Annotated in this window: 10 protein-coding genes; 3 read left to right on the plus strand and 7 right to left on the minus strand. The window is 61.0% G+C overall.

Features of this window, described 5'->3' with window-relative positions; all coding sequences use genetic code 11:
• Position 1 precedes the first annotated feature (1 nt).
• Positions 2-679, plus strand: coding sequence for a hypothetical protein (locus HF682_RS06945; RefSeq protein ID WP_168876468.1), 678 nt, complete (start codon positions 2-4; stop codon positions 677-679).
• A 6-nt stretch (positions 680-685) separates the two neighbouring features.
• Here the strand turns inward: HF682_RS06945 and HF682_RS06950 are convergent, their stop codons facing one another.
• On the minus strand, positions 686-1,576 hold the full coding sequence (locus tag HF682_RS06950) for a LysR family transcriptional regulator (protein ID WP_168876469.1): 891 nt from the start codon (positions 1,574-1,576) through the stop codon (positions 686-688).
• Between the two features lie 116 nt (positions 1,577-1,692).
• On the opposite strand from HF682_RS06950, the gene HF682_RS06955 reads away from it, so the two are divergent.
• Together HF682_RS06955 and HF682_RS06960 are read left to right on the plus strand one after the other, a co-directional pair.
• Positions 1,693-2,553, plus strand: a complete 861-nt coding sequence (locus tag HF682_RS06955; protein WP_168876470.1) for an MBL fold metallo-hydrolase — start codon at positions 1,693-1,695, stop codon at positions 2,551-2,553.
• Between the two features lie 47 nt (positions 2,554-2,600).
• The gene (locus HF682_RS06960) at positions 2,601-3,284 is read left to right on the plus strand and encodes a DsbA family protein (RefSeq protein ID WP_168876471.1); all 684 of its coding nucleotides are present in this window, start codon (positions 2,601-2,603) and stop codon (positions 3,282-3,284) included.
• A 13-nt stretch (positions 3,285-3,297) separates the two neighbouring features.
• Here HF682_RS06960 and HF682_RS06965 read toward each other — a convergent pair whose 3' ends face one another.
• The 6 genes from HF682_RS06965 to gltB form a co-directional block, all read right to left on the minus strand.
• A complete protein-coding gene (locus HF682_RS06965) occupies positions 3,298-3,714 on the minus strand; it encodes a hypothetical protein (RefSeq protein WP_168876472.1) in 417 nt (138 codons plus the stop codon).
• A gap of 80 nt (positions 3,715-3,794) precedes the next feature.
• Complete coding sequence (locus HF682_RS06970) at positions 3,795-4,106, minus strand: MarR family winged helix-turn-helix transcriptional regulator (protein ID WP_168876473.1); 312 nt, start codon at positions 4,104-4,106, stop codon at positions 3,795-3,797.
• Between the two features lie 6 nt (positions 4,107-4,112).
• Positions 4,113-4,829, minus strand: a complete 717-nt coding sequence (locus tag HF682_RS06975) for an SDR family oxidoreductase (protein ID WP_168876474.1) — start codon at positions 4,827-4,829, stop codon at positions 4,113-4,115.
• Positions 4,830-4,938: 109 nt separating this feature from the next.
• Positions 4,939-5,421: a hypothetical protein gene (locus HF682_RS06980; protein ID WP_168876475.1), complete on the minus strand. Its 483-nt coding sequence runs from the start codon at positions 5,419-5,421 to the stop codon at positions 4,939-4,941.
• Between the two features lie 595 nt (positions 5,422-6,016).
• Complete coding sequence (locus HF682_RS06985; RefSeq protein ID WP_168876476.1) at positions 6,017-7,426, minus strand: glutamate synthase small subunit GltD family protein; 1,410 nt, start codon at positions 7,424-7,426, stop codon at positions 6,017-6,019.
• 99 nt (positions 7,427-7,525) lie between these two features.
• Complete coding sequence (gene gltB / locus HF682_RS06990; protein ID WP_168876477.1) at positions 7,526-11,974, minus strand: glutamate synthase large subunit; 4,449 nt, start codon at positions 11,972-11,974, stop codon at positions 7,526-7,528.
• Positions 11,975-12,328 lie beyond the last annotated feature (354 nt).

The raw sequence follows: 12,328 nt of genomic DNA on the forward strand, positions 1-12,328 counted from the left end.
TATGCTGAACGATCTATTCATAGTTCTGCGCTGGTTCTTCCGCGCTTTTCAGCTACTTCTTGTCTTGCTGATCCTTGCTCTGGTCTACCTGAGCTGTAATCGCACCGATAGCTTTCACATCAAATATGCTCAACTGGCTGAAGTCGCCAGCCAACCCCGCCCCATGCACCAACAGGGCTCACAACATGCATCCCGCACGGATGGAAACACCACCAGCCGGACGGAGGGATTTGGTTTCATGTTGCACCATATCCGGGCAGGGCAAGGCGGGATACTGGCTTATCGCAAGTTTGACCCTGGCAGGGGGCTGACAATAGAAGATGAAAACTACACCAAACTGACTGTTTGGCTACCCGATGGCCTACCGGCCACCCCAATGACCGTGGCGCTCACGCCTCAGTCCCGCATTCAAGCCATCTATTCCCAGGGCGGTTCCGCTTGGCCCGAAAACGACTGTACGATATCGTTGACCCAAGGCCGCTTGCAGATTACACCCGATGGAAATCAGTTTGACGTGGCATATCAAGGAAACGTCGCATTGCAACCAGATGTCGGCCCAGAATGCGATGAACTGTCCACACTACAGCTGACATTCACGACCTCTCCCCTGAGTTTTTCTGAGTTGACCCCTTGGCTAGGGCGGCCTGGAGCGGACTTGTATAACGAGACTTACCGTTAGCCATACTTACAGCACCCGCCCTTCCATATCCGCCGCCAGAAAGTCCAGCAGCAGGCGCAAGCTGAGCGGCTGGTGCTGCCGGTTCAGGTAGAGGGCGTAAACGCCTAAGGTAGCAGGCGACCATTCGGGCAGAACGGCCTGCAGACGACCTTGCTGCAAATCGGTTTGCACCAGATACATGGGCAGTTGTGCGATACCGGCCCCCGCCAGGGCCGCGCGGCGGGTAATCAGCGTTTCATTGCTGTGTAGCCGCCCGCCAACCGGCACCCGCACGCTGTCCTGCCCCCGGTGCAGCAGGTACTCGCTGCGGCCGACGTAAGCATGCGTAATGCACTGATGCTGCTGCAACTGTTGCGGCATCTCGAGCGGCGCATGCCGGGCCAGATAGTCGGGTGATGCGCACAGTACCGAGTGACACCGCCCCAGCAAGCGGGCGTGCTGCTGCTCATCGAGCTGATTGGTGATGCGCAAGGCAAGGTCCACCCGCTCCTCCACCAGATTCACCGCCCGCTCCAGTACCAGCAATTCAATATGAATGCCGGGGTAGTGTTGCAGGAAGCGCGCCATCGCCTCGGTGAGATAGGCATCAGCCAGTGAGGCGCTGGTGGTCAGTCGCAAGCGCCCCTGCGGGGTTTGCCGCAACGCCCCGACCACCCCCTGCACCTGCGCCTCCAGCGCCAGCATGCTGCGGCAGTGCTGCAAAGCCTCCGCCCCGGCTTCAGTCAAACTCAGGCGGCGGGTAGTCCGGTGCAGCAAGCGCAGTTGCAACCACCCCTCCAGATCGGCCAGATAGCGTGACACCATGGCCCGTGACAGCGACAGCCGCTCCGCTGCCAGCGTGATGCTACCGCTATCCACAATCTCCACAAACACCCGCATGGCAGTCAGGCGGTCCATTAATTTGCTCGAATCAGTAAACAGTTCATTCATTATATCGATGTTTATTGCAATTCAATTCACAAATAAAGTAGCGCCATACGGTCGCTGACCGCCATACTGCGAAAGGAAACACCATGAAACCCCGTCTGTTGTTCACCGCTACCCTGCTGGCCCTGTCTGCCACCCTGCACGCTGCGCCGCTGCAGATCAAGGTGTACAGTGCCAACGACAACAGCTTCAACGTCAACTCCACCCTGGTCTATGGCGACCATGAAGCCATGGTGATCGACGCCGGGTTTACCCGCGCCGACGCCCTGCGCATTGCTGCCAACGTGCTCGACAGTGGCCGTACCCTGAAAACCATTCTGGTGAGCCAGGCCGATCCGGACTACTACTTTGGTGTGGAAGTGCTGCACGCCCAGTTTCCGCAAGCGGAAGTGGTAGCCACCCCCGCCGTGCTGGAGGTGATCCGCAGCAAACTGAAGTACAAGCTGGAATTCTGGGGCCCGAAGATGGGCAACAATGCGCCGCAGCAACCGGTATTGCCCAAGGTGCTGAACGGCAACCGCCTGACGCTGGATGGTGAAGCCATTGAAATCCGCGGTACCACAGGCCCGCTGGCACATCGCCCCTATGTGTGGATTCCGTCGATCCGTACCCTTGCGGGCAATGTGGCCGTATTCAACCAGTGGCATGTGTGGACTGCTGACACCGCCACCCCGGCGCTGCGCTCCGCCTGGCGTGCCCAGCTGGACGAGATGCAGGCCTTGCAGCCACAATCCGTTGTACCGGGCCACATGAAGCCGGGCAGTGCGCTGGACGTCAGCGCCATCCGCTTCACCCGCGACTATCTGCAAAGCTATGAAACGGCCCTGCAGGAAGGCAAAGACGGTGCTACCGTCATCCAGCGCATGAAGCAGCAATGGCCCGCGGCCACCGGCATGCTGTCGCTGGAAATCGGTGCCAAGGTCAACAAGGGCGAAATGCCCTGGTAAGACAAAGGGGCAGCGGCCTGCCGCTGCCCCCAGACAAGGACTACACCATGGCAACCCTGCACTACTTTCTGGACCCCTTCTGTGGCTGGTGCTACGGTGCCGCGCCACTGATCAAGGCTGCACGCCAGCACCTGCCGATGGTGCTGCACGCGGGCGGCATGATGATGGGTGCGCAGCGACAGCCAGTCACCCCGGCTTTGCGTGACTTTGTGCTGTTACACGATGACCGCATCGCCGCGCTGACCGGTCAGCCCTTCAGTGCCGCCTACCGGGATGGCCTGCTGCAAGACCCGCACGCCGTATTTGATTCCGAGCCCCCCACCACCGCCCTGCTGGCGGCAGACAGCCTGGGCGGACGCGGGCTGGACCTGCTGGCGCAGCTGCAGTGTGCCCACTTTGTCGAAGGCCGCCGTATTGCCGACCCCGAGGTGCTGCGCGAGCAAGCGATGCAGATCGGTTTGCCGGAGGCCGACTTCGTGCACGCCTGGCAGGCGCAATCCGGCGATCCAACGCTGAGCCATGTTGCGGCCAGCCGCCAGCAGCTGGCCCGCGCAGGTGGACGCGGTTTCCCGACGCTGGTGCTGGAGCAGGAGGGTCAGTGGCAACGCATCGAGCTGTCTCCCTTCATGGGAAAGGGGGACGCCTGGTCCGCCTGGCTGGAGGAGCGCTTTCCGCTGCCCGCTGGCGAGCCCGGCTTGCTGTGTGACGCCGACCAGTGCCTGCCGCGATGAGCCTGTGGGAGGGTCAGGCCGGGTCCGGCTTGTAGAATTCGAACTCCGGCAGGGCCACGCCATCCTTGCGCCAGGTCAGCATGATCACGGTGTTGTTGTTGACCGCCACCAGCGACAGCGGCCAGCCACCGTTGGCCTTACGCAGGGATTCATACAAGGGCCAGAAGTAGTCCCCGGTCTGCCCTTGCGGGTCATACGGCACATCGACATAAAACACCGGGTACTTGCGCTCGTTGCACAGCTGCACCCGATAGAGTTTGACGCGATTGTGCTCAAATACGCCTTTGACCGGGTGTTTCCAGCCTTGCAGCGACACCTCTTCACAGCCCTTGGCCAGCCGGGTGTACAGCAGGGTCTGCGGCAGGGGCTTGGGGTCGACGTTATAACCGGACGCCAGCACCACCCCACTCATCAATAGCGACATCAACATCGGCGACCCCGCCTTTTACAAAAAACAGCACTGTAGCACAGGACAATCGCATAACCAGCGCGTGCCCCGTTACACATTCTTCACAGTGCCCCACCCGTCAGCAGGCTGCGGGTCAGCCGCTTCCAGTCGGTCAGCTGCCCGCCATCCAGCCGGGAGAAGAAGGCATCGTCCGTTCGCTCCACCGCCAGGATGGCCGCATGAATCAACTGCCTGCCGGACTCGGTAAAGCCAACCTCAACCGCCCGGGTATCGGTGGCAGACGGTACCCGCGCCACCAGCCCCATGTCTTCCAGTTTGCGGATGGCCTTGGACAAGGTCATCTTGTCGATACGGGTATGCGCCACCAGCCGGGCCTGGGTCGGCGGCTCCTGCTGCTGCTCGAACCAGCACAAGAATGGCTAGCTGCGGCTTAACACCCGCCTTGCCACGGCGGGCAACCAGCGCACCAACAGGCGGGCCAGCCTGGCCTTGCCAATGTGAATCTGCCACTGGTCCCGCTGCCAGCCGCGCCAGAATGCCGCCGCCACCTGCTCCGGGCTGAGCTTGCCCTGCCCCCGACCCTGGGTCATGGCGGTATCCACTAGCGGTGGCACCAGCTCGAATACCCGAATCGGGCTCCCCGCCAACTGCGCACGCAGCCCCTGGCTGAAGTTGAGCAAGCCCGCCTTGCTGGCGCAGTAGCTCAGGGCAGAAGCTTTCGGCATCCAGCCCAATACCGAGCAGACATTCACCACCGCCGCCACTGGCTGCTGCCGCAGCTGCGGCAGCCAGGCTTGCGTCAACAGCATGGGTGCCAACAGATTGGTATGCAGTTCATCCTGCACGGCCTGAGGTGAGAGGCTATCCAGCGCGCCACTGCATTGCACCCCGGCGTTATTGACCAGTACCTGCACCTCCGGAAAGCGCGCCGCCAGTTGCAGGCAGTCCGCCATCCGGCTCAGGTCAGCGCAGGCATACTGCGAGCCCGGCAGGCTGGCCACCGCCTGCTGCAGCGCCGCCTCATCCCGCCCGACCAGCACCACCGGATTACCGGCCTGATGAAACTGCCGCGCCAGCGCCAGACCAATGCCCCGACTGGCCCCCGTCACCACGACCCGCAATCCGGAAGTCTGCATCACCGCCCTGCCCTGCTCTGGAAAGCACACAGCATGGCGAATGAGACTGTTGCGGGATTGTAAAAACCCGCCACGAGGGCGGTTTCGGGAGATCAAAACTCAGCAGGTCTCAGCTTTTTAAACCTGCGACCTCTTTCAGTGCATTCAGCACTTCTTCGCAAGCCCATATCAATGCAGGGTACTTATCCTGCCCCAAGAAGGTACACTCATGGACAATGAGGTTACGAAAATCAACCGCAAGGCGAAACAGGTCCCAAGTATCTCCTTGAAAAAACAATCCAGGGTCGCCCTTGTCATAATGCTCCAACACCATCCTCACCATGTCTTCAGGCTTGCCATTCCTGAACTTCTTGTACGCTCCCTCAATGTCCAGCTTTTGATTAGTTTTAGCTGCTACAGAGTTCACAACCAGCGATCTTGCCAAGGCTTCCACTGCTGAAACCATCGTCACCAGACGAGTCGCCCCAATTTCTTGTTGTGCAATCCGTTGCATTATGACCTTCAAGCGCTGCTGAGGGTGTGCCCTGACATACGCAGCACGGAGACTGTCACACTCTGCTGCATAGTCAATTTCTGGATTCATGATTTCCAAGCAAGCCTCCTCATTCGACTGCATGCGGATTCGTTACATTTTACCCAGTCTGACAACACTGATCTGAAGGCCCCGAGATCTGAAAGCTCAATGGCTAGGACTCATCATCCCAAGCCGCCCGCAACAGATACGACGCAATCCACCGGCCGTATGGTGATTGATTGCGGTGGGGGATATCGTCAGACATAGCCAAGCGCTCTCATCATTATCCCGGGCACATCAGGGATGTTATCGGGGGTAGAAAATGTGCAGCCCAAAGGTGATCAGGTACATAGCCGTTAACCCAAGAGCACAGTCCGACAGCACACTAAGCCTGCGATCCCCCAGCACTTTGTGCTGTCGTCTGAAAACGAAGGCAAAGACCTTGGTGGTCGTATCCCATGATGAAGAGAAAAGGCTGGGTTGCCCTAACGCCAAGTAAACATTGGGATGTGCTCGCTTGAGCTGCCTGAACATCAAAGTACCTACCGTGCTTTGCACTAGAAAGAGTATCGGCAACACCCATCGGAGCAGCGCCATACAGTAGCCTTTCAACATGTAAACAAAAACCCGCCGCAGGTCACCCCACGGCGGGTTGGTGTGCGGCAGGTACAGCTTACCAGACGCCGAGGTAGGCCAGCATGCCTTCGGCGGCCTGGCGGCCCTCAAACACGGCACGCACCACCAGATCGGCCCCGCGCACCTGGTCGCCACCGGCAAAGATCTTCGGGTTGCTGGTCTGGTGCTTGAAGGGCTGGCTGGCCGGGGCGACAGTGCGGCCACGGTCGTCAGTCTGGATGCCTTGCGCGGAAAACCAGCTTTCCGGCTCAACCTGAAAACCAAACGCCACGATCACCACGTCCGCAGGCAGGATTTCCTCGGAGCCGGGGATCACTTCCGGCGCGCGGCGGCCCTTGGCATCTGGCGCACCCAGCTGGGTGGTGACCAGCTTGACGCCAAGATGACCATCCAGCTGCACCACGCCAACCGGCTGGCGGTTCCACAGGAACTCCACGCCCTCTTCCTTGGCATTGGCCACTTCGCGGCGCGAACCCGGCATATTGGCTTCGTCACGGCGGTAGGCGCAGGTCACACTGGCGGCACCCTGACGGATCGAGGTGCGGTTGCAGTCCATGGCGGTATCGCCACCGCCCAGCACCACCACCCGTTGGCCCGCCACACTCTGGAAAACCTCGCCATCCTTGAGGGTGCCCAGGTTGTTGCGCACATTGGTGATCAGGAAAGGCAGCGCTTCCTGTACACCGGGCAGGTCTTCACCTTCAAAGCCTCCCTTCATGTATTTGTACGCCCCCATGCCCATGAACACCGCGTCGTAGTTGCGCAGCAGTTCATCGATCATGATGTCGCGGCCGATATCGGTATTGAGGCGGAATTCCACCCCCATTTCCTCCATCATTTGCCGCCGACGTTGCAGCACATCCTTTTCCAGCTTGAATTCGGGGATGCCAAAGGTGAGCAGGCCGCCGATTTCTTCATAGCGGTCAAACACCACCGGCTTCACCCCATTGCGCACCAGCACATCGGCGCACGCCAGCCCAGCCGGGCCGGCACCGATCACCGCCACCTTCTTGCTGGTCCATACCACGTCCGACATATCGGGCCGCCAACCGGCCTTCCACGCTTCGTCGGTAATGTATTTCTCGATGGAGCCAATGCTGACCGCGCCGAAATCGTCATTCAGGGTACAGGCGCCTTCGCACAGCCGGTCTTGCGGACACACCCGGCCACAGACTTCGGGCAGGGAGTTGGTCTTGTGCGACATCTCGGCAGCTTCAAACAGCTTGCCCTCCCGCACCAGCTTCAGCCAGTTGGGGATGAAATTGTGTACCGGGCACTCCCATTCGCAATAGGGGTTGCCACAGCCCAGGCAGCGGCTGGCCTGCTCCATGGCCTGCTCCCGCCCCAGCGGCTGGTAGATTTCCTTGAACTCGATTTTCCGCACGCTGGCGGGTTTCTTCTCGCCGGGGTTACGCGGCAGATTCAAAAACTGGAATACGTCGCCCATGCTTACGCCTCAATCCTGTAGGGCGGGAACCTCCCGCCGTGTCCGCCTGCGGGTTGCCCCGCTGGCCTGACTGCCGTGGCAACTGCCACGGCGCGCGCATCAATCCTTCAGCAAGCTTTCCAGCTTGGCCGCCTTCGGCTTGACCAGCCAGAACTTGCCGACCGCCTCGCTGAAATCGTCGAGGATGTCACGGCCCCGCTCGGAGCCAGTGTATTCGACATGCTCTTCGATCCGCTCACGCAGGAACTGCCGGATGTGGCCGTAGGCCTCGCCGGTGATCAGCTGGATGTCCACCAGTTCATTGTTGTAGCGGCGAACGATCTTGTCGTGTTCGTCGTACACCATGGCGAAACCGCCGGTCATCCCCGCGCCGAAGTTGCCACCAGTTTCCCCCAGCACGATCACGCAACCACCGGTCATGTACTCGCAGCCGTGCTCGCCGACCCCTTCCACCACCGCCAGCGCACCGGAGTTACGCACCGCAAACCGCTCACCCGCCAGACCCGCTGCGTACAAACGGCCACCCGTGGCACCGTATAAGCAGGTGTTACCGATGATCACCGACTCATAGCCCTTGTAAGCCGCCTTGGGCGGCGGCGCGATGACAATACGCCCGCCGTTCATGCCCTTGCCGACGTAGTCGTTGGCGTCGCCTTCCAGGGTCAGGCTCAGGCCACGGGCGTTCCACACGCCAAAGCTCTGCCCGGCGCTGCCTTTGAAGCGGACATGCAGCGTGCCCTCTGGCAAGCCTTCCACCCCCCAGCGACGGGCAATCTCGCCCGACAGGCGCGCCCCGATGGAGCGCTGGGTATTCTGGATCGGGTAATACAGCTCTTGCATGCTGCGGTGCTGCAGTGCCAGCTGCGCATCCTGCACCATCTGCTCGGCCAGCTCGCCTTTGTCAAACGAGGGGTTGCTGGCCTCCACGCAGAAGCGCGGCTCGCTGGCAGGGATATCGCCTTGCCCCAGCAGCGACTGCATCTGCAGGCGTTGCTGACGCGGTGACTGACCTTCCAGCAGCTGCAGCAGGTCCATGCGCCCAATCAGCTCGTCCAGCCGGGAGACGCCCAGCTTGGCCATCCACTCCCGGGTTTCCTGCGCGATGAAGGTGAAGTAATTGATCACCATCTCCGGCAGGCCGATGAAGTGCTTGCTGCGCAGCTTGATCTCTTGCGTCGCTACCCCGGTGGCGCAGTTGTTCAGGTGGCAGATGCGCAGGTATTTGCAACCCAGCGCCACCATCGGGCCGGTACCGAAGCCAAAGCTCTCGGCGCCCAGGATGGCGGCCTTGACCACGTCCAGACCGGTTTTCAGGCCACCGTCGGTCTGCACCCGCACCCGGCCACGCAGGCCGTTGGCGCGCAGCACCTGTTGTGCCTCGGCCAGCCCCAGCTCCCACGGCGTACCCGCGTACTTGACCGAAGTGAGCGGCGAAGCACCGGTACCACCGTCGTAGCCGGAAATGGTGATCAGGTCGGCATACGCCTTGGCCACACCCGCCGCCACCGTGCCCACCCCAGGCTCTGCCACCAGCTTGACTGATACCAGCGCACTGGGGTTGACCTGCTTCAGGTCAAAAATCAGCTGTGCCAGATCTTCAATGGAATAAATATCGTGGTGCGGCGGCGGCGAAATCAGCGGAATGCCCGGCTTGGAGCAGCGCAGGCGGGCAATCAGCGGCGACACCTTGTCGCCCGGCAGCTGGCCGCCCTCGCCCGGCTTGGCGCCTTGCGCGATCTTGATCTGCAGCACTTCGGCGTTGACCAGATAATGCGGCGTCACCCCGAAGCGGCCAGTCGCCACCTGCTTGATCTTGGAATTCTTGATGGTGCCGTAGCGGGCCGGGTCTTCGCCACCCTCACCCGAATTGGAGCGGCCACCGATGCGGTTCATTGCCTCAGCCAGCGCCTCGTGCGCTTCCGGGCTGAGCGCGCCGAGCGACATGCCCGCCGAGTCGAAACGCTTGCGGATGTCCTCCACCGGCTCCACGTCTTCCAGTGCGATGCCGTCGCCCGTCTTCAGCTGCAGCAGGTCGCGGAACATCGCCACCGGACGCTGGTTCACCAAGTCGGCATACTTGCGGTAGGCTTGATAGTCGCCCTGTTGCACCGCTTTTTGCAGCCAGGTCACCACATCCGGGTTATAGGCGTGGTATTCCTCGCCAAACACATATTTGAGCAGACCACCCTGACCGATGGGCCGCATCGGGTTCCACGCCTGCCGCGCCAGCGCCTGCATGTCTTCTTCAAAGTCGGCAAAGTTGGCACCGGAGAGGCGGGTCACCGTATTCGGCATGCACAGCTGCATCACTTCGTCGTGCACGCCAACGGCTTCAAACAGGCCCGCACCGCGATAGCTGGCGATGGTGGAGATGCCCATTTTCGACAGCACCTTGAGCAGGCCTTTGTTGATGCCTTTGCGGTAATGCGCCAGCAGGTCATTGGTCTCGCCATTGATCTGCCCGCCCTCGCGCAGCTCGTGCACCGTCTGATACGCCAGATACGGGTAGACCGCCGAAGCACCCACCCCGATCAGACAGGCAAAGTGGTGCGGATCACGCGCGGTTGCGGTTTCCACCACCAGGTTGGTTTTGGTGCGCAGGCCAGCGTTGATCAGCGCGGTATGTACGGCACCGGTGGCGAACAGTGCATGCATCGGCAGCCGGTCCTTGCGGATCGAACGATCCGACAGCACCAGTATCACCCCGCCGCTGCGTGCCGCCGCCAGCACCTCTTCGCTCAGGTCACTCAGCGCCTGCTGCAGGCTCTTTTCCTGCGGGTTGTAGCACAGCTCGAAGCGTACCGCGCGGTAGTTCGGGTCCGACTGGCTGGTCAGCCGCACATACTTCTCGTGTGACAGCACCGGCGAGCGAATCTCCAGCCGCTTGGCGTGGTCCGGGCTTTGTTCGAAAATATTGCGTTCCGGGCCAAACACCGTGTTGAGCGACATTACGATGGCTTCACGGATCGGGTCGATGGGCGGGTTGGTCACCTGGGCAAACTGCTGGCGCAGGTAATCGAAGGGGGAGCGGATTTTCTGTGACAACACCGCCATCGGCGTATCGTCGCCCATCGAGCCGACCGCTTCCTGCGCGTCCTCCGCCAGCACGCGAATCACCTGATCGCGCTCTTCAAAGGTGAGCTGGAACTGCTTCTGGTACGCCTGCAGTTCCTTCTTTTCCATCACCGGGCCCAGACCATCTTCGTCCAGCGCGGTTTCAATATAGCGGGCGTTGTCGCGCACCCATTGGCGGAACGGGGCGGATTCCTTGATGTGGCTGTCGATGTCGAGCGAGGTCATCAGCTCGCCGGTGGTCAGGTCTGCCGCGAAGATCTGGCCCGGCTTGACGCGGCCCTTGCTGACCACGTCTTCCGGCTGATATGGCCAGACGCCAATTTCCGAAGAAATGGTCAGGTGGCGGTCACGCGTCACCACGTAGCGGGCCGGGCGCAGGCCGTTGCGGTCCAGCATGCAGGCGGCCACCTTGCCATCGGTCAGCACGATGCCCGCCGGACCGTCCCATGGCTCCATCTGCATTGAGGTGTATTCATAGTAGGCGCGCAGATCGCGGTCCATGCTGTCGACGTTCTGCCAAGCCGGTGGCACCATCAGCCGCAGCGCTCGGAACAGCGGAATGCCGCCCATCACCAGCGCTTCCAGCATATTGTCCATCGACATGGAATCCGAGCCATCGGTGCTGACGATGGGGCGGATGTCATCCATGTTCGGGATCAGCGGCGAGGCCATCACCTGCTCGCGCGAGCGCGCCCAGGAGCGGTTACCCTGCACCGTGTTGATTTCACCGTTGTGCGCCAGCAGGCGGAACGGCTGCGCCAGCCGCCACTCCGGCCAGGTGTTGGTGGAGAAGCGCTGGTGGAAAACCGCGAGGGACGACAGGAAACGCGGATCTTTCAGGTCCGGGAAGAACACCGGCAGGTTGGCCGGCGTCACCAGCCCCTTGTAACTGATCACCCGACAGGACAAGGTCGGCACATAGAAGGAGGCGTCACCCGCACCGGCGGCCTTTTCGGCACGGCGACGGGCAATATACAGATTGCGCTCGAACGCATCGGCATCCATGGTCGCCGGGCAGTTGACGAACACCTGCTCGATGATCGGCAGGGTTTGCCGGGCGTAGTCGCCCAAGGCTTCCGGATTGGTCGGCACCGGACGGAAACCGGCCACCTGCAGCCCTTGCCGGGTCAGCTCACTGCGCAGGATGGCGCGCGAATCATTGGCGATAGTGCTGTCCGCATTGAGGAACACCAGGCCGGCGGCGTAATTGTCTGCCAGCGGGAAACCACAGGCCCCAGCCACTTCACGCAGGAAGGCGCTCGGTTTCTTGAACAGCAGGCCGCAACCATCACCCGACTTGCCATCCGCCGCCACCGCCCCCCGGTGGGTCAAGCGGGCCAGCGAATCAATAGCGGTCTGCACCAGCCAGTGGCTCGGTTTGTCATCCAGGTTGGCGATCAAGCCAAAACCGCAACTATCCTGCTCAAAGTGACGGCGATACAGCGTACCGTCCAGCCATTGCTGTCTGCTCATCTGCAATTCTTTCCACAGCAGCGGGGGCAATCAGCTGACCCATGATCGCACCCCCGGTTATTCACGGGTTACCAGTCTGGCAAAGTCCTTCGCTCGCTTGCCCCACTTGGCACGACCCGTCTGGCTTGTGGCCCGACCTGTCGCACTGCGGGGAGCTGATCCGGGTAATGCGCGAACACTTGCGGTATCTGCCTTCTCCGCATCAGCAGAGAGGGAAATTGATTGTATGTAAGATGGACTGTCGATGCAATCGCTTTTTTGCAATGCAATAGTTGTTTAATTTCAAATACTTAAGCAATTCATCGCAAACAAAATACGCAAAAATACGTACTTTTCCTACCAAAAAACTACAAT

The organism is Leeia aquatica (assembly GCF_012641365.1).
GTDB lineage: Bacteria > Pseudomonadota > Gammaproteobacteria > Burkholderiales > Leeiaceae > Leeia > Leeia aquatica.

Coding starts and splice junctions, on each gene's coding strand:
- HF682_RS06945 (WP_168876468.1), top strand. CDS start 2: ATGCTGAACGATCTATTCATAGTTCTGCGCTGGTTCTTCCGCGCTTTT.
- HF682_RS06950 (WP_168876469.1), bottom strand. CDS start 1,576: ATGGACCGCCTGACTGCCATGCGGGTGTTTGTGGAGATTGTGGATAGC.
- HF682_RS06955 (WP_168876470.1), top strand. CDS start 1,693: ATGAAACCCCGTCTGTTGTTCACCGCTACCCTGCTGGCCCTGTCTGCC.
- HF682_RS06960 (WP_168876471.1), top strand. CDS start 2,601: ATGGCAACCCTGCACTACTTTCTGGACCCCTTCTGTGGCTGGTGCTAC.
- HF682_RS06965 (WP_168876472.1), bottom strand. CDS start 3,714: ATGTTGATGTCGCTATTGATGAGTGGGGTGGTGCTGGCGTCCGGTTAT.
- HF682_RS06975 (WP_168876474.1), bottom strand. CDS start 4,829: ATGCAGACTTCCGGATTGCGGGTCGTGGTGACGGGGGCCAGTCGGGGC.
- HF682_RS06985 (WP_168876476.1), bottom strand. CDS start 7,426: ATGGGCGACGTATTCCAGTTTTTGAATCTGCCGCGTAACCCCGGCGAG.
- gltB (WP_168876477.1), bottom strand. CDS start 11,974: ATGAGCAGACAGCAATGGCTGGACGGTACGCTGTATCGCCGTCACTTT.